Source organism: Ruminiclostridium herbifermentans (assembly GCF_005473905.2).
GTDB lineage: Bacteria > Bacillota > Clostridia > Acetivibrionales > DSM-1351 > Ruminiclostridium > Ruminiclostridium herbifermentans.
In genome coordinates this window covers 2408177-2427339 of the sequence record NZ_CP061336.1, presented here as the reverse complement: position 1 = coordinate 2427339, position 19163 = coordinate 2408177, and the positions used below count along the sequence as shown (strand labels likewise).

The following is a 19163-nucleotide window of genomic DNA, read 5'->3' as shown; positions in this document are numbered from 1 at the left end:
CGTTCATAATTTATTATTAAGGAAGTATCTATTTTTAGGAGCGGTTAAAATGTTGAAAAGAAGGAAAAGGAAACTTAAAATATTTAGCATATTTAATAAATTTGGAAAATCTAGAAAAAGAAAAGCCCATAACAAAAAGACAAAAGCAAGTGAGAAATATGACGTAATAATCAATATAGAAAATGATAAATTTACAAAAGAAAAATCTATTGAAGCATCTATCGAAGAATCCCTCAAAAAGTCTAAAGAAAAATCTATTAAAGCATCTACATCTAATGAAGGAGCTTTAGAAATTAATACCCATAAATTTTCGCAGAATAATGACAATAATGATAATAGTAAAAATGATGATAATAAAGATAATCATGATTTAGCAAACACTGAGAAATTTAGGACAAAGGCTAAAAATAAAGAAAATCGAGAGTATGTTGAAAGAATTCGTAATCAGGTAAAAGAAGTGCTGCAAGAAAATTATGATGATAGTATTGACAATCTATTTAATCAATTTGAAAATAGTGGATATGTAAATAAAGATAATTTTTTATTTCGCTTAATTTTTATGATTCTTAAGAAGTACGGTTATATTGATATAATAGACGATAATGGTGAGATAGACCCAAATGCCATTGAACAAATATTAAAATCAATTATCAATGATGCATATAAATTGATGAATGAAGATAATAATGAAATTAAATTAGAAAATAATAGTGTTTACATTTGCTGCGGCACAGAGAAATCCTGCTTTGAATGCAACCAAAATATTTTTGATGATGAAGACTAACATAAAGTTTAAGTAATAATAATATGTAAAGATGTATAGACAGTATTTTTAAGCTATATATAGGTTGTCATCAAAATACGTGTAAATAGATAAAAATTCTTAATTGTTAATACTTACAGAATATGTAAGCTTAGAAAGCATTGGTATATAGGATTCTAAGCTTTTTCTAAATTTTTATATGCAAATAGTTTTATTCTGGAAGAAATACTTATCCGTAAGATATTAATAAGCATTTATCAAGATTAATGAAATTTATACATGTATAATCATCAGCAAACTGTTTAAATAGTACTCCCGTGCAATATATATCTATTGCTTGCTCACGAAATAGATTCTGAAATAATTGTGATGAAGAACAAGAATTTCCGCCGACCGTATTAACAAGGCATCCTGTCTCGTGTCAATACTCACAGCTACTTCCTGTAGCTATGTCGGCTGCAATACCTGTTCTTCACCTATTATTTCTAGAACCTAATTCTAACCGAGCTACGCAACTAGATATATATTACACTCGCGTACTATTTTTTGCATGAAGACATCGGTATTCAGTAACAGCACTTCCATCAAAGAACTTAGAGATTGTTGCCCAACTATAAGCTTATTTAATAAAATAATCTTCTAAAATCTATTGACATATTTTTCTTGAGATGTTATTATTTCTTTTATACAAATCCTATATGATTAGTATGAAAACTATGAAATAAATCTATATTAATACTAATTTACTAAAGAAGATTTAATCTTGGTTATTAGCAGCAAACTCTGTTTATTTGAATCTGAACACCAATAATTTATTTAAAAGGAGAGATATTTATGTCCAATAACGCAAAAATTAAGTTGAGTTTTATAATTATTAGCTTAATAACAGCTTTTTCTCTAATGGCGGGTTGCGGAAGTGTTAGCGAAAAAACATCTAATTCAAGCAATAGCGACTCTGTTACACTTTTAAACGTATCATATGACCCTACTCGTGAACTGTATGAAGAGTACAATGCTGCTTTTACAAAGTATTGGAAAGAAACAACAGGACAGGATGTTACAATACAACAGTCACACGGTGGTTCTGGAAGTCAGGCAAGAACAGTTATTGATGGTAATGAGGCAGATGTAGTTACATTAGCACTTGCATATGATATTGACTCAATTAATAAGAATAAAGAATTAATCAATAAAGAATGGCAAAAGCGTTTACCAAATAACTCAACTCCATATACTTCAACAATTGTTTTTCTTGTGAGGAAGGATAATCCAAAGAACATAAAAGATTGGGATGATCTAGTAAAACCTGGAATACAAGTAATTACACCAAATCCTAAAACCTCAGGAGGAGCTCGCTGGAACTACCTTGCAGCTTGGGGCTATGCACTTAAGAATAATAATAACAATCAAGAAAAGGCTAAGGAGTTCGTAAAAGCCCTGTTTGATAATGTACCAGTTCTTGACTCTGGTGCTCGTGGAGCAACCACAACTTTTGTTGAACGTGGATTGGGTGATGTACTTATAGCATGGGAAAATGAAGCCTTCCTTTCAATAAATGAACTTGGAAAGGATAAATTTGAAATAGTTGTTCCGTCAATTAGTATTCTTGCTGAGCCTCCTGTTACAGTTGTAGATTCAGTTGTTGACAAGAAAAATACTAGAAAGGTTGCAGAAGCTTACCTTGAATATTTGTACAGTGATGAAGGCCAGGAAATTGCTGCAAAAAATTATTACAGACCAAGAAGTGAAAAAATTGCTCAAAAATATTCTTCTCAATTTACCGAAGTAAGTCTATTTACTATAGATGAGTTATTTGGTGGTTGGAACAAAGCTCAAGAAGAGCACTTTAATGATGGTGGTGTATTTGATCAGATATACATAAAAAAATAAAACCAGTTTATAGCCATTTAGTGGATATATCGATAACATGTAACAAATCTGAGGTGAATTCATGATACTGACAATTAAGCCCTTTAAATTAAAACAACAAAGTGTAATACCTGGCTTTGGCATTACAATGGGAATTGCATTACTATATCTTACACTTTTAGTACTAATACCTATTTCAATGGTATTTATAAATAGTTCAAGTTTGGGATTATCAAATTTTATTGATATAGTTACCAGTGAAAGAGTGGCTGCTTCACTAAAAGTATCTTTTGGTACATCATTTTTTGCAGCAGCAATAAATACAGTCTTTGGATTACTTATTGCATGGGTACTTGAAAGATATACTTTTCCTGGAAAGAAGCTTATGGATGGTTTGATTGACCTGCCATTTGCACTGCCTACTGCTGTAGCCGGTATATCACTTACAACACTTTATGCACAAAATGGGTGGATAGGCAGATTTTTTGAACCGTTGGGAATAAGAATATCCTATACACCTTTAGGAATAACAATTGCTTTAATATTTATAAGCTTTCCTTTTGTAGTAAGAACAGTTCAACCTGTTCTGCAAGGTATCGATACTGAGGTTGAAGAAGCTGCGGCATGTCTTGGTGCTTCAAGATTTCAGACTTTTACTAAAATAGTCATACCTGAACTGTTTCCAGCACTTATAACAGGGTTTGCTCTTTCGTTTGCAAGAGCATTAGGAGAATACGGTTCGGTTGTATTTATATCAGGTAATATGCCTATGAAGACCGAAATAACACCACTTTTAATCAGAACAAAGCTGGAGCAGTACGATTATGCTGGAGGTACAGCAGTTGCAGCAGTTATGTTAATTATATCTTTTGTTATGCTGTTGCTAATTAATTTTTTTCAGTGGTGGATTAGTAACAGACATAACCGAAGTTAATAGATAAATTAATAGATAAGATTTTATATTTTATGGCTACTTTAAGGCTTATGGAGGTAAATATGGCAGGCAGCATTCCATTAAATTTAGAAATTAAAAATCAAAATCAACTGAAAAGAAGAACGACAAAAGAATCTAAAGCTGTTCGTATTGTACTTACAACATTAGCAATATTATTTTTTGTATTATTGCTTATAGTTCCACTTATTTCAGTATTTGTGAAGGCTTTTGAGCAAGGCGCAAAGGTTTACATAGCGGCTTTAAGTGACCCAATAGCTTTAGATGCTATAAAGCTTACTTTGCTTACAATAGTTATTGTAGTTCCGATAAACACCGCTTTTGGATTAATTGCTGCATGGGCTGTGGCAAAGTTTAAATTCAGAGGCAAAAATGTATTAATAACTATAATTGACTTGCCTTTTGCCATTTCACCTGTAGTTGCAGGCTTAATATTTGTTCTTTTATTTAGCACAAGTCATGGATTACTAGCACCAGTTCTTAATACCCTTGGAATAAAAATAATATTTGCACCGCCGGGAATAATTCTTGCTACTTTGTTTGTTACACTTCCATTTGTAGCACGAGAATTAATTCCCTTAATGGAAGCTCAGGGAACTGCTGAAGAAGAAGCTGCTTTGACTTTAGGGGCAAGTGGCTTTAAAACCTTCTGGCATATAACACTTCCAAATATTAAATGGGGTCTTTTGTATGGGGTTATGTTAACTGCTGCCAGGGCAGCGGGCGAATTCGGTGCAGTTTCTGTAGTGTCAGGGCATATTAGAGGTCTTACAAACACAATACCTTTACAGGTAGAAATTTTATATAACGAATATAAATTTTCAGCAGCTTTTGCAGTTGCAACAATTTTAACTGTTATAGCAATTATTAATTTGATAATTAAGAATATTTCAGATTGGAAAATTAAACAGCAAGCCAAGATATAGGTTGGGTTATTATTTCTAAAGCTATAGTTATTTAATTATTTATAAAGTCCAAATTTACATTTCATATAAGGAGGTTGAGTATGAGTATTGAAATTTCAAATATCTCCAAAAGCTTTGATACCTTTAAGGCTCTAAGCAATATAGATTTGAAAATAAATACAGGCGAACTGGTAGCATTACTTGGTCCATCTGGTTCTGGAAAGACAACGTTGCTTAGGATAATAGCAGGGCTTGAAACTTCAGATCAGGGAAGTATCATCTTTGACGGCGAAGACAATACAGAAAAAAGTACTCAGGATAGAAAAGTTGGCTTTGTATTTCAGCATTATGCACTTTTTAAGCATATGACAGTGTTTGAAAACATTGCTTTTGGATTAAAAGTAAGACCATCAAAGTTAAGACCAAGTAAGGAAGAAATTAAAAAGAAGGTATATGAATTACTTGAATTAGTCAAAATGGAAGAACTGGCAAAGCGTTATCCTGCTCAGTTATCAGGTGGTCAGCGTCAAAGAATTGCTCTGGCTAGGGCTTTGGCTGTTGAACCTAAAGTACTTCTATTGGATGAACCCTTTGGTGCTCTTGACGCTAAAGTCAGAAAGGACCTTAGAAGATGGCTGAGAAAGCTACATGACGAATATCCAATAACAAGTGTTTTTGTTACCCATGACCAAGAAGAAGCACTTGATGTAGCAGATAGAATCGTTATTTTGAATAAAGGAAAAATTGAACAAATAGGGACTCCAGAAGAAGTATATGATAATCCTGCAAATCCGTTTGTTTACAACTTTTTAGGTAATGTTAATCTGTTTCATGGAAGAGTACATAATGGAAAAATTGAAATTGGTAATTTGAAGCTTGATTCTCCTCAGCATACCGATAGCGCTGACGGTAATATTATAAGTTTTATTCGTCCTCATGATATAGAAATTAGTCTTGAACCCAAAGAAAACGAGTTTATTGCTGCAGAGATAATATTTATCCGAGCAGTTGGACCAATTGTCAACCTTGAAATGAAGAGAAAGGATACAGGAGAATATATTGAAGCTGAAGTCAGTAAAGAAATATATAAAAAGCTTATGCTGAAGGAAAGGCAGACAGTATATATTAAACCTAAGGATTTCAGAGTGTTTATTCCTGATGATTATATTATTTAATTTTTTTATTAACTTTTGACTAGATTGGTAAAAAGTTGGGGATGAGAAAAATGGACATCAGCGATATAATAAAAAACCTATCTATGGAGTCAAAAAAAATATTAAGTTTACTGCTCCATAACCAGCCTTTTACTAAGGCTGTCTTATCAGAGTTATCTGGCTTAAAGCTTACAAGCCTAAATAGAATGATGCTTCCTCTTGAAGAAGCAGAGTTAATAGTTAAATGTGAAATAGGTGAATCAACAGGCGGCAGGAAACCTGTATTATATGATGTTAATCCATATCGGTATTTTATTATTGGTATTGACATATCAAGAACTTATACTCAGGTGGTTTTAATCAATTTTAAAATGCAATTCATTGAAAAAAATAAGTTTGATATGAACAAGGAATCAACTCCGTCAATAGTAGTAAATCTTATATCAAGCTGGATTGATAAAGTAATTGAAAAACTCAGAAAGCAACATGGAACTATTATAGGAATTGGTATTGGGACTGTAGGGCCATTGGACAGAAAAAAAGGAGTAGTGCTAAATCCTGATAACTTCAGAGCAAAAGGTTGGGAGGACGTACCATTAAAATCTATTTTTGAAGAAAGGTATGGAATCCCTGTTGTAATAGATAACGGAGCAAATGCAGCAGTATTAGCTGAAACATACTACGGATTAGGAAAGGGTATCAAGAACGTTATTTACATAAACTGTGGTATAGGTATCAGAACAGGAGTTATTTCCTCAGGTGTTTTTGTGAGAAACATAAACGATGCTGATGATGCCTTCGCACATATGATTGTAGATTTAAATGGGAGAAAATGCAGCTGCGGAAATGTAGGATGTATTGAAGCATATGCGTCAATTTATTCAATAAATCAAGTATTTACTGAACTATGCAATAAAACATTAAATTATAGCGATAATATTGAGCAGCTTTCCTATATTGATATTTGTAAGGCTGCAGAATCAGGAGAACCTATTGCTATGAAAGTCATAGAGGATTCTGCAACCATAATGGGAAATGGACTTGCAAATCTCATACAGCTATTAAACCCAGGAATTGTAATCCTAAGCGGACCATTACTTAAACACTCTGAGTTATTTTATCAAATTAGCACAGATACCGCATATAAAAGAATTAATAAATTTAGCAAAGACAAAATTTTTTTCAACAGGGGCGGTTACTTCAAAGAGGATGCCATATCAGTAGGGGCGGCAGCTATTTTGTTGGAAAGTTTTCTTGATAATGCTTGTACTTATTAATTTTAAATTAAGTTAATTATTAATCATATTTGAATATGAAAGTTGAATTTGAAAGGGGATAAAAATGCAGGAACTAAATCTAAAAGCACTAAACACTGAATTTATAAATAAAGAACCGGAAGAGGCTATTCGATTTATAGTTGAAAAATTAGGAGTTTCAAATGTTGCACTGGCCTCAAGTCTTTCAATAGAGGATCAGGTTCTTACAGATATGCTATTAAAAATCAATCCTAAAGCCAGAATTTTTGTTATTGATACTGGGAGACATTTTCAAAAGACTTATGACTTAATGGATGAAACCATGCTGCGTTACAAGTTCAATTTTGAGGTTTATGCACCAGAAAGTGCTGATATAGAAGAATATGTATCAAAGCTTGGTCCGAATTTCTTTTATGAAAGCGTTGAACTTAGAAAAAAATGTTGCGAAATTAGAAAGGTTAAGCCATTAAAAAGAGTTTTAAGCACTGTAGACGGATGGATTTGCGGTCTTAGAAGAGAACAGTCACCAACTCGTCAGGATATGGAAATATTTGAGTGGGACGAAGGAAATTCCATATATAAAATTAATCCTATTATATTCTGGTCGGAAGAGAAGGTATGGGAATACATAAAAGCACATAACTTACCTTATAATAGCCTTTACGATAAGGGATTCCGAAGTATTGGCTGCCAGCCCTGTACTAGAGCAATACAGCCAGGAGAGAATGTACGAAGCGGCAGATGGTGGTGGGAGGACCCAGACAAAAAAGAATGCGGACTACATTTGGGAGGACATTCTTCTGTTAAGTGAAATTGATACTATTTTATAATTACAGCGAAAAAGTCATACCTATGTGATTTCCATTAACTCGGCGTGTTTCCTTTGCTGTTTTTAGCGAACTTAAAAAAACATACCTATGTGATATTCATCATTTTAGTATGTTTTACAGCTGTATTTAGCGAACAAGGAAAAAGACATACATATGTGCTTTTCATCAGCTTCGCATGTTTCCTTTGCTGTATTTATCGTACTTAGAAAAAGAGATACCTATTAACTTTGATGCTTATGCAACTGAAACTTTTGATATAAAAGTTTGGTACGAATGCTTTTCATCAAAGCTATCAACTAACATTTTATTATAAAAACGTATTTATGCGTTTAAAGGGGGGTTTTTATGAATCATTTAGATAAATTAGAGGCGCAAAGTGTTCATATACTTAGAGAGGCATACAGAGAATTTAAAAATATTTGTATGCTCTGGTCTATCGGAAAGGATAGCACCGTATTATTATGGCTTGCAAGAAAGGCTTTTTTCGGTCACGTACCAATACCACTTGTACATATAGATACACATTTTAAAATACCTGAAATGATTAAGTACAGAGATGAACTGGCACTAAAATGGAAGCTTACAATGGTTTACGGCGAAAATACCGAAGCTTTGGCACAAAAGAATACATTTCCTGATGGCAAAGTAGACAGAATCACATGCTGTCAATCACTAAAATCCAACGCATTAAAAAATACACTTTCAGGTGAATGGAACAGATATGTAATGGATCATAAGACTGGAAAATACGTGCTAGATACTAACAGAGAGCAATATACAGGTGTAATTGTGGGTGTTAGGGCAGATGAGGAAGGCAGTCGCTCAAAAGAGAGATATTTCTCACCAAGAGATAAGGAAAATGATTGGGATGTAGGAGATCAACCACCTGAATTTTGGAATCAATTTAAAACAGACTTTGCTCCTGGAACTCATATCAGAATACATCCTCTTCTTGATTGGACAGAATTAAATATTTGGGAGTATATCGAAAGAGAAAATATTCCTATTACATCACTATATTTTGACCAAGGCAATGGAAAACGCTACAGGTCCTTGGGATGCTATCCTTGTACAGCACCGGTCGATTCATCAGCTAAGAATGTCAGTGAAATTATAGAAGAATTAAAGAGTGGAAAATTTGCAAATATAGCTGAAAGATCAGGCCGTGCACAGGACAAGGATGATGGCGGAGGACTAGAAACACTGCGTAGAGGGGGGTATATGTAAATGGATAACAGAGAACAAATGAATATAGTAATTGTTGGACATGTGGATCACGGAAAAAGTACGGTTATTGGCAGATTACTTGCAGATACAGATTCTCTTCCAGAGGGAAAGCTTGAGTCAGTTAAGGAATTCTGTAAGAAGAACTCAAGGCCTTTTGAATACGCATTTCTTTTAGATGCTTTGAAGGATGAGCAGTCGCAGGGAATCACAATTGATACAGCAAGATGCTTTTTTAAAACAAGTAAAAGAGACTATATAATAATTGATGCACCAGGACATATAGAATTTCTCAAAAACATGGTAACAGGTGCCTCCAGAGCTGAAGCTGCACTTTTGGTAATTGATGCAAAAGAAGGTATCAAAGAGAATTCAAAACGCCATGGACATATTGTTTCAATGCTTGGAATCAAACAGGTTGTTGTCCTAGTAAATAAAATGGATTTGGTTAACTTTGATAAAGATGTATTTAATAATATACAGGCAGAATTTACAGAATTCTTGAGCAAAATTAATATAAAGCCCTTAAACTTTATTCCAATAAGTGCTTTTAATGGTGACAATGTAGCTGAAAAATCTAAAAATACATTCTGGTATGAGGGGCCTACAGTTCTAGAGCAATTAGATAGTTTTATAAATAAAAAAGAAAATTACCAACTTCCATTTCGTATGCCTGTGCAAGACATTTACAAATTCACAGAAGGAAATGATGATAGAAGAATAGTTGCAGGTACTATTTTGAGTGGTACTATTAAGACTGGAGATGAGGTTTTATTTCTCCCTTCTCAAAAAAGAAGCACAATTAACAGCATTGAAGGCTTTAATGTAGAACCTAGAGATACTGCATTTGCCGATGAAGCTATTGGGTTTACCTTAACAACTCAGATATATATTAAGCCCGGTGAGTTGATGGTTAAAGTGAATGAAAATCAACCAGTTATAAGTTCACGCTTTAGAGTAAATATCTTTTGGGTAGGTAAAGCACCGCTGGTAAAAAACAAAAACTATAAATTGAAAATAGGTACAATGAAAATAGGTGTTAAGCTTGTTGATATTTTAAATATAATAGACGCAGCAGAATTAAATATTGATTCCTTTAAGGATCAGGTTGAAAGGCATGATGTGGCTGAGTGTATTTTGGAAACTTCAAAGCCTATTGCATTTGACCCTATTTCGGATATTGAATTTACAGGAAGGTTTGTAATAGTAGATAATTATGAAATATCAGGTGGCGGAATCATTTTAGAAGGAGTCTCCGATAGCAATAATACCCTTATAGAACAAATAAAAGACAGAGAATATCTCTGGGAAAAGGGTTTGATTACTTCTAGGGACAGAGAAGAAATTTATGGGCATAAATCTAAGTTTGTGGTTATAACAACTGGAAGTGAAGAAAATGAAGAAATTATTCGTGATATAGGAAAGTACTTAGAAAACAGACTTTTCAAAATGAATTACAAGTCTTACTATCTTGGGGTTTCCAGCCTTCTTCATGGTCTTGCATCTAACAATGTGTCAGACTTTGAAGCAAGAGAAAATCAAATAAGACAAATTGGTGAGTTGGCAAGAATATTCACCGATGCAGGTCAGATATTCATAACCTCTGTATTTAATTTGGACGATTATGAAGCTAATAAGCTTAAATTATTAAATCAACCACATGAGATATTAATTGTAAATATTGGTGATTCACCATTTAACAGTTTTAAACCTGATGCCAATATTAGCATTGAGGGTGCAACTAAGAAAGCTGTTGATTCTGTATGTGATTTACTTAAGCAGAAGGAGATAATTGTAGATTATTATATTTAAATAGTTTTTTATGATAGAATATTATAGGATACTATTAAGCCTAGGGTTTGTTGACAAAATAACTCGAAAGTATAGGTGGTACTTATGTGGTGCACTTCGAGTCTTAAAAAACGCAAGTGTTTTTGCCAATTTCGGTGGTATTTACTTAATCATAGTATGCTAAGAACTATTGCAAAACAAAAATATATATATATTACACTCGCGTACTATTTCTTGTAATAAGACATCTGTTCTGTATTTTGTATTGTCAAAGACTAAATAAGTAACTATTATTTAAATATAAATAAAATCAAAGGTAAATAGAGTTGAACAAATCAACTCTTGTTGCCTGAAATGGAGAGTATTTATGGCAAAGGTAGATTATAAAGAACTAAAAAAGAACGGTTTCATTCCTCAGGCTCAGAAGGATAACTTTTCGTTGAGAGTAAACATTGTTGGAGGACACATTAAGGCTGACCAACTTTTAAAGGTTTCGGAAGTAGCCAAAAAATATGGTAAAGACTATGTACATATGACCTCAAGACAGAGTATTGAAATTCCATTCATAAAGCTTGAAGATATAGAAGCAGTTAAAGCGGAATTAGCTAAAGCAGGTTTAGAGCCCAGTGCATGTGGAGCAGCAGTGAGGACTATAACTGCCTGCCACGGTGACAGCATTTGCTCTAATGGACTTATGGATTCTACTGCTCTTGCATATGAGTTTGATAGCAAATATCATGGCAAGCAGTTGCCGCATAAATTTAAAATTGGAATAACTGCTTGTCCTAATAACTGTTTGAAGGCTGAAGAAAACGACCTTGGTGTAAAGGGTGCTATGAAACCAGAATGGGAAGAGGGTAGCTGTACTTTCTGTGGTTTATGCAGCAAAGTATGTCGTCGGAAAGCAATAACTGTTGATAGAAACAAGAAAAAATTTGTATATGAACAATCAAACTGCAATAACTGTGGTCGTTGTGTGAAAGGCTGTCCAACTAAAGCTTTAAAAGGTACTAAAGGTTTTATTGTTTACTTTGGAGGGCTATTTGGAAACAGAATAGCAACAGCAAAACAGCTTTTGCCAATTGTTTTTTCAACTGAGGAACTTTTCAAGATTGTAGATATTACACTTAAATTTTATGAAAAACATGCTAAGCAGGGAGAGCGCTTCAGAAATACTGTTGACAGAGTTGGCTGGGATTTGCTTGAAAAAGAATTTGAAAATATAAGGTCATAGTTAAGAAGATATAGTTAAGAAGATGTCCTGTTAATACGCAGAATTATAGTAAGAGTTTTCTTGCCATTAACAGTAAATTGTTCTGATTGCCAAAAAGCAGCCTAAGAAAAAGTTAAGCAATCAGGTTTTAGTAAATAGGAGTTTTTATGCTATAGAATTTTAATGTTATAATTAAAGGTATATTAAGAAGGAATATTTGAATCACAATAAATTTATTATATAATCATTCCTTGTTTCATTAATGAGGTGAATATTGCATGGAATTATATGTAATCGGGGTGAATTATAAAACAACTCCGATACAAATACGCGAAAAATTCAGTGTTGAGAGCGATGAATATGAATATATCCTGTCTAGTATTAAATCTCTTGATGGGATTATGGAGTGCGCCCTGCTTTCTACCTGCAACAGAACTGAGTTACACATTTTTTCAGAAAATACCATTGAAGATACCGGATACATTGAAAAGCAGTTTTGCATATTAAAGGGCTTAGATATATATGAGGTTAAAAAGTACTTTTATGTATATTCAGACATTAACGCTATCAGACATATTATGAAAGTTGCCTCCGGCATGGATTCAATGATTATTGGTGAAGAACAGATATTAGGACAGTTTAAAAGTGCTTATGAGATATCCATTAAGTACGGAACAAGTAAAGCAGTTTTGAATACCTTATCAAGGCTAGCCATTACGGCTTCAAAAAAATTTCATACAAGAAACCTTTTTTTGAATAAAGTTACTTCGGTTGCAGGCCAAGCAGTACTTCTCATTGAAGATATTTATGGAGAGAGTGTGATTAATAGAAATATATTGATTATTGGCTCAGGCGAAATAGGTAAGACTATTTGCTTCAAGTTACAGGAATTGGGTGCAGCAAAAATATATATTACTCAGAGAAATGGCCTTTTGACAAATGAAATAAATCAATCAAAGGTAACCATAATCAATTATAAAGACAGATATTCTTATATAAGAGAAAGTGATGTCGTAATAGGAGCTACGTCCAGTCCTCACTATATAATAACCCAGGATATGCTTGAAAAGGAGATTGTCAACTCTAACAAGAAGCAATTATTTATTGATTTAGCTGTACCAAGGGATTTTGATGAGGCTATTAGTAAGAATGAAAATATTGAACTATATAATATTGATCAATTAAAAAAGTTCAAACTGAAAAATGTTAAAGACCATGGCCATAGTCAGCTGGATATGGATTATATTGAAACTCAGATTAATTGTCATATTAATGAGTTTATCAGATGGTATAAATACAGAAACTCGTTATTAAAGAAGGCATGATAAGTTACTATTCAAACTTAAAATATTATTAGCTGAGTCTATGAGGTGTTATAACTTATCTATGGTTTGCTGAAAAATAACTCGAAAGTATAGTTAGTACTTACATGGTGAACTTGCGAGTCTCAAAAAGAGCAAGCATTTTTTGCTAATGTGAGTGGTATTTACTTAAGTGATGTGTTTTTGGTTCATCTATAAGCTACCTTTCCATATTCACCATCCATGGTTCAATGAGTGTTACAGTATAAACTTTGCTGTACATTGTACTTAAAAGGCTGAATAGTAACTAACAAATAAAATATTTTGAAGGGATTTGAGGTGGAGTAAAAGTTGGGTATGTTCCCGTTGTTTATAAATCTTAATAACAAAAAATGTGTTGTTATTGGAGGGGGAGAGGTGGCTTCAAGAAAAGTTGAAGTTTTGCTAAGGTATAAAGCTGATTTAACTGTAATTGCTCCTGAATTTAATCCGACACTTATTGACTTAGAAATTAATAAAAAAATTAAATTGATAAAAAGAGAATATAGTGAAGGGGACATTGATACCGCAGCATTAATAGTTGCAGCTACATCTTCACCCATGGTAAATGAGCGTGTTTACAGGGATGCAGTTAAAAGTAATATACCTGTCAATGTGGTTGATAACCCATATAAATGTACATTTTTCTTTCCTTCTGTAGTAAATAGAGGTGATTTAACAATTGGAATTTCTACTTCAGGGAAGTATCCAGCACTTGCGAAAAAAATCAGGAAGGTAACAGAAAAATATATCACTGAGGACTATTCAGAAATTGTTAGTCTTCTTGCTGATTTCAGACTGTGGGTTAGTCACAGTAATCTTAGTAAAAAAGAAAGAGAAAAAATACTTGCCCAGGTTTTAGATGAATTTTATGACAAAGGGAATATTAAACCTCAAGCACTACTAGATATACTTTTAAACTATAAATCAAAATTATCCATAAGAAACAGTAATGCTTAGACTCAAAAATTTTAACAAAGTTACTGTAAATCCAAAACTCCTATCCTTATTATTTGTAAGGAATAGGTGTTTTTTGTATGTATAAATTATTCTTTACAGGCCTTCCATATCATTGTATCATTAAATTAACAAATTGTGATAAATTATATTGAACTGTGTTTGCAGGAAAGCTACTAATTGCTTATTAATTATTCTGGTATGTGAGTACAACTTAGCTAAATGGAAGGCTTGGATTAAGTATGTTGTAAAACAAGAAATAATACATATCAACAGTAAGATGCATATGTAGTACTTCCGTGCAGTATATATCTATTGCTCACTCACGAAATTGATGCTGAAATAATTATGGTTCAGAACAAGCGTTTCCGCCGACCGTATTAACAAGGCATCCAGTCTCGGGTTAATACTCACAGCTACTGACTAATGCTGTGTCGGCTACAATACTTGTTCTTCACCTATTATTTCTAGCATCAATTTCTAACCGAGCTTAGCAAATAGATATATATGCTACTTAGTACTATTTCTTGCAACAATTCATCGGTATACAGAAATTTTGTTTTTCAACAGTTCATTAGAGTGATCCATTTTATAAGTTTTCTCAGAAATCTCCGTAAGCTAGTACTACAATATTAATATTAATTTGAGTTCTAACCATCTTAAACAAATTTATTAAAAGGGAGAGGATTATTTTGAAAAGAAGAGTTTTTGGAATAATACTATCATTAAGTATATTCATTTCAATGACTGTTTTACCCCAAGATATAAAGGCAACAGATATTAGTTCTTCATTCAGCGCATTGTCAAATTCCACTATCACATTAAATGAAAGGCAATTAAATGCTAATACCTCTATTACTACATATGGCGACATAAACAATGATGGAAATATTGATGCTATTGATTATGCTTTATTAAAAAAACATTTATTAGGCAGCGATTCTCAGGGGATAAATCTATCAGCTGCTGATGTAAATGTTGATGGTCAGATAGATGCTATTGATTTCGCAATACTAAAAAGCTATTTAATGAAAATAATTTATTCTCTTCCTACAGGTAAACCTGCTAATAAAGTATTTACTAATACCGGCTTTGAGGATGGCAGTATTAATGGATGGACATTAGGCTCTAAAAATACAACAGGTGCTACTTATGCATCTTCAAGAGCATCTCGTACAGGGCGTTATCAATTATCTTGTTATGCTGAATCCAATTATGTATCGGATATTTATCAAGACGTTACAGGACTGCAGCCGGGTTACTATTATATAACCTGCTACGTTCAAAATGGTGGAAACCAGAACAGTGCATATCTTTATGCACACGGAACAGGACAAAATAAATGCATGACAGCTATTCCAGTAACAAATGCTTTAAATACCGAGAACTCACAGCAATATGGATGGACCTTAGTTACAGTTAGAGGAGTCCAAGTTGGTGCAGACGGTAATATTAGAATTGGCTTCTATAGTGATGCCAACGCAAAAAATTGGGTAAATCTTGATGATTTTACTATCAATAGAGAAAGCAATCAGTCACAGCAAAAGAAGTTCTACGTGGGAGGAGATATTTCTGAATTAACCTATGTAGAAGATATGGGAGCTAAGTTTTATGATTCAAACGGAAAAGAGCAGGATGCAGTTAAGCTATTAGCGGATAATGGTTGGAATATTGCGAGACTTAGATTATATAATAATCCTGGAAAGGGTCGCGGAGATGGTAAATATTATTTAAAGGAAAATTATCTGAACCTTGAGGATATCTTAAGATTGGCAAAGCGCGCAAAAAATGCAAATATGGCTATTCAGCTTACTTTACATTATAGTGATTTTTGGACTAATGGTTTGACTCAGAATATTCCTACAGATTGGAAATCACAAATCGCAGGATTATCCACTCAAGACGCAGTAGCTAAACTAGAAAATTTGGTTTATAACTATACAAAAAGTGTTATGCAGCAAATGGCAGCACAAGGCACAATACCTGAAACAGTATCCCTTGGAAATGAAATACAGGCAGGCATGCTATATCCATATGGCAGCTACAATAACTTTGCTAATTTAGGAAGGTTTATTAATGCAGGATATACGGCAGTAAAAGAGGTAAGTCCTAATACAAAAGTAATACTTCATTTAGACGATGCTGGTAATTCTGACAAATACATATGGTTCTTTGATAACTGTAAAACTTACAATATAAAGTACGATATTATAGGTGCTTCATATTATCCTTATTATACGGGCATTACAGCAAACAAAGTAGTTGATTTCTGTAACAAGATTTGTGCCAGATATAATAAAGATATTATAATCATGGAAACAGGATATAACTTTAATAAATATTTGCCTAATGGATATGAGGGACAGCTAAAAAATAATGGTGCATATGAAAATTATTATGAAAGTTCACCAAATGGTCAAAGAGACTTTTTGCTGGAATTATTTAATGCTTTGAAGAATGTAAAAGATGGAAGATGTATCGGAGACATTTACTGGGACCCTGTAATGGTAGAACAAAATGGTGTGGGCTGGGCTATTGTTGAGGCAACTAATAAAGCAGATACAAATGTTGTAGCTAATACAACGCTATTTGATTTTAATCATGTAATTTTACCAGCAATAAATGCTTATAAATATAATAATTGATGAACTATATTCACTTAGCGTTTTGTTAAATAGATTTTTATTGAATCTCCTATTCAGAAAAAATTCAATGACGTAAGTTTTTAGTAGATGGCTACCAAAGCAATGGAAGTGCTGATATTACTAAAATGAATTATACTGTAATTGAGCCTCCAGAAGATACTGAAGCACCAACTGCGCCTACAGATTTTACGTGTTCTTATCTTACCAATTCAACAATTAGCTTGTCTTGGACAGAAGCTAAAGATAATGTATGTGTAGCAGGTTATAATATTTATGATGGTTCTAAACTAATTTCTGCTAGTAAAACTACCCAATGTATTATAACTGGTTTATCAGAATACACTTCTCATAGACTAACTGTAAAATCAAAGGATGTATTTGGTAATTTATCGGCTGCAAGTAATGAAATAATTTTGACTCCCAAAGTCGCTTTCAAATTAGGTGATATTATTATGGATGGGGAGATAAATTCAATTGATTTATCGGCTTTGAAAGCATACCTAATTGGAATAATAACTGAATTAGATAGTAAGGAAGCTGCTGATACTAATAGAGATGGCTTCATTGACGCACTTGACTATGCTGCTCTTATAATGTATCTTTTAGGCTCAATTGATTTTTTACCATCGAAATAATGACTTGTTTTAGGACACATTTAGGTATAATCTGTCCTAATTATCTTTCTTATCAATAGTTTGTTGTAAAAATATTCTTAGAATTTTAACTGGCTGTGCTAATTATTTTTAAACCTTAAAGGTAAATTTTAAGTACTGACTTATTTATTCTTTAACTTATCTGAATGTAATACTTCCAAGATATTTGATGAATTAGTAGCTAATATTTAAAGCGCGAAAAATGTCATAAAATAATTAATTGTAATACTTGAATTTATATTATATAATTATTTATAGTAATATATACAAATTTTGGTTTTAGGGGTATCAAAGTGCAAAGTAGAAATAATCAACCTAAGTATTATATGCTTATGGAACATTTAAAAGAAGAGATATTAATGGGAAGGATAATGCCCGGAGAGCAAATACCATCAGAAAATACACTTACTGAAACACATAAATTAAGTCGACATACTGTAAGAAAAGCTATATCAATGCTAGTAAATGAAGGCTATCTTTATACCGAACATGGTCGAGGAACTTTTTGCCTAAGCAGAAGCAGTAAGAGAAATGATTCCAAAAATATTGGTGTTATAATGACATATATTTCAGAATATATTTTTCCAAGAGTTATAGAAGGTATAGAGAGAGTACTATCAAACAATAAGTATAGCATTATTTTGAAAAATACAAGTAATATTTTAAATAATGAAGCTCTTTATTTTGAAGACCTCTTAAGTAAGGATATTGAAGGATTGATTATTGAGCCTACAAAGAGCGCACTTTTTTCTAATAATCTTAAATTTTATGAAGCTTTTGATAAGCATAATATTCCTTATGTGTTTTTACATGGTGACTACAGAGAGTTAGAAGGTAAATCTAAAGTAGTATTAGATGATGTTGCAGGTATGTATTCTGTAGTGGAGTACCTTGCTAAGCTAGGACATAAGAATATTGTTGGAATTTTTAAAGCAGATGATACTCAGGGCATAGACAGACATAGAGGCTATGCAAAAGCATTAACCGATACTGGGCTGCCATATGACCCAGATTCAGTTATATGGTATCATACTGAAGAGCAAGAAATAAAACCATTTGCCATAATTAAGCAAATGCTTGAAGAAAAAAGAAATATAGATGCAATTGCTTGTTATAATGATGAAATTGCTTTTAAAATGTTTCCATTACTTAATAAATTAGGACTAAAAGTACCCGATGATATTTCAATTACTGGGTTTGATGATTCTTTCTTATCTGAGAATTGTCCTGTGAAGCTTACTACCGTTAGTCATCCAAAAGAAGTATTAGGGGAAGAGGCAGCAAAGATACTTTTACAGTTAATTAATGATAAAAACTACAAGAATAATCCTATACAAAAGATAATTATACCTAAACTTATTATAAAAGACTCATGCAGAAAAAGATAGAATTAGATTTTTCTATTATAATGCGTAATGATGAGTTATTTAATGTTTATACTTACTTGTATGCACAACTGTACAAGATTGTATAAATCAAATATTTTTAAATGAAAGGAGGTTAATTGGACTATCGCATAAAAAATTTAATTTTCCATTTAAAAAGTAAGTAATTGCAAGGCAATGAAATGTGGCAGTCCATTCAAACTAAAGATCAAGCAAAAATTGGGGG

At 32.7% G+C, this 19163-nt stretch carries 15 protein-coding genes; all 15 read left to right on the top strand.

Annotation, left to right across the window (positions count from 1 at the left end):
- Positions 1-49: 49 nt before the first annotated feature.
- The 15 genes from EHE19_RS09955 (at position 50) to EHE19_RS09885 (ending at position 18940) form a co-directional block, all read left to right on the top strand.
- The gene (locus EHE19_RS09955; RefSeq protein WP_137696083.1) at positions 50-784 is read left to right on the top strand and encodes a hypothetical protein; all 735 of its coding nucleotides are present in this window, start codon (positions 50-52) and stop codon (positions 782-784) included.
- An 879-nt stretch (positions 785-1663) separates the two neighbouring features.
- Positions 1664-2653, top strand: coding sequence for a sulfate ABC transporter substrate-binding protein (locus EHE19_RS09950; RefSeq protein ID WP_171003505.1), 990 nt, complete (start codon positions 1664-1666; stop codon positions 2651-2653).
- Positions 2654-2714: 61 nt separating this feature from the next.
- Positions 2715-3566, top strand: a complete 852-nt coding sequence (gene cysT, locus EHE19_RS09945; protein ID WP_137696085.1) for a sulfate ABC transporter permease subunit CysT — start codon at positions 2715-2717, stop codon at positions 3564-3566.
- A 62-nt stretch (positions 3567-3628) separates the two neighbouring features.
- Positions 3629-4510, top strand: a complete 882-nt coding sequence (cysW, locus tag EHE19_RS09940) for a sulfate ABC transporter permease subunit CysW (protein WP_137696086.1) — start codon at positions 3629-3631, stop codon at positions 4508-4510.
- An 80-nt stretch (positions 4511-4590) separates the two neighbouring features.
- Positions 4591-5664 (top strand): sulfate/molybdate ABC transporter ATP-binding protein, encoded by a 1074-nt coding sequence (locus EHE19_RS09935; protein ID WP_137696087.1) that lies wholly within the window; start codon positions 4591-4593, stop codon positions 5662-5664.
- Between the two features lie 50 nt (positions 5665-5714).
- Entirely contained in the window at positions 5715-6920 is a 1206-nt protein-coding gene (locus EHE19_RS09930; protein ID WP_137696088.1) for an ROK family protein, read from the top strand.
- A 64-nt stretch (positions 6921-6984) separates the two neighbouring features.
- The gene (locus EHE19_RS09925) at positions 6985-7710 is read left to right on the top strand and encodes a phosphoadenylyl-sulfate reductase (RefSeq protein WP_137696089.1); all 726 of its coding nucleotides are present in this window, start codon (positions 6985-6987) and stop codon (positions 7708-7710) included.
- A gap of 364 nt (positions 7711-8074) precedes the next feature.
- Positions 8075-8956 carry a sulfate adenylyltransferase subunit CysD gene (cysD, locus tag EHE19_RS09920; RefSeq protein WP_137696090.1) on the top strand — a complete coding sequence of 294 codons (882 nt, stop codon included), beginning with the start codon at positions 8075-8077 and terminating at the stop codon, positions 8954-8956.
- Positions 8957-10765 (top strand): GTP-binding protein, encoded by a 1809-nt coding sequence (locus tag EHE19_RS09915; protein ID WP_137696091.1) that lies wholly within the window; start codon positions 8957-8959, stop codon positions 10763-10765.
- Positions 10766-11111: 346 nt separating this feature from the next.
- The gene (locus EHE19_RS09910) at positions 11112-11978 is read left to right on the top strand and encodes a 4Fe-4S dicluster domain-containing protein (protein WP_137696092.1); all 867 of its coding nucleotides are present in this window, start codon (positions 11112-11114) and stop codon (positions 11976-11978) included.
- Between the two features lie 257 nt (positions 11979-12235).
- Positions 12236-13282 (top strand): glutamyl-tRNA reductase, encoded by a 1047-nt coding sequence (hemA, locus tag EHE19_RS09905; RefSeq protein WP_137696093.1) that lies wholly within the window; start codon positions 12236-12238, stop codon positions 13280-13282.
- 333 nt (positions 13283-13615) lie between these two features.
- Positions 13616-14257: a precorrin-2 dehydrogenase/sirohydrochlorin ferrochelatase family protein gene (locus EHE19_RS09900; protein ID WP_280513975.1), complete on the top strand. Its 642-nt coding sequence runs from the start codon at positions 13616-13618 to the stop codon at positions 14255-14257.
- Positions 14258-14946: 689 nt separating this feature from the next.
- Entirely contained in the window at positions 14947-16899 is a 1953-nt protein-coding gene (locus tag EHE19_RS09895) for a glycosyl hydrolase 53 family protein (RefSeq protein WP_137696095.1), read from the top strand.
- A gap of 125 nt (positions 16900-17024) precedes the next feature.
- Complete coding sequence (locus EHE19_RS09890) at positions 17025-17534, top strand: dockerin type I domain-containing protein (protein WP_137696096.1); 510 nt, start codon at positions 17025-17027, stop codon at positions 17532-17534.
- A 311-nt stretch (positions 17535-17845) separates the two neighbouring features.
- Complete coding sequence (locus tag EHE19_RS09885) at positions 17846-18940, top strand: GntR family transcriptional regulator (protein WP_137696097.1); 1095 nt, start codon at positions 17846-17848, stop codon at positions 18938-18940.
- Positions 18941-19163: the final 223 nt, after the last annotated feature.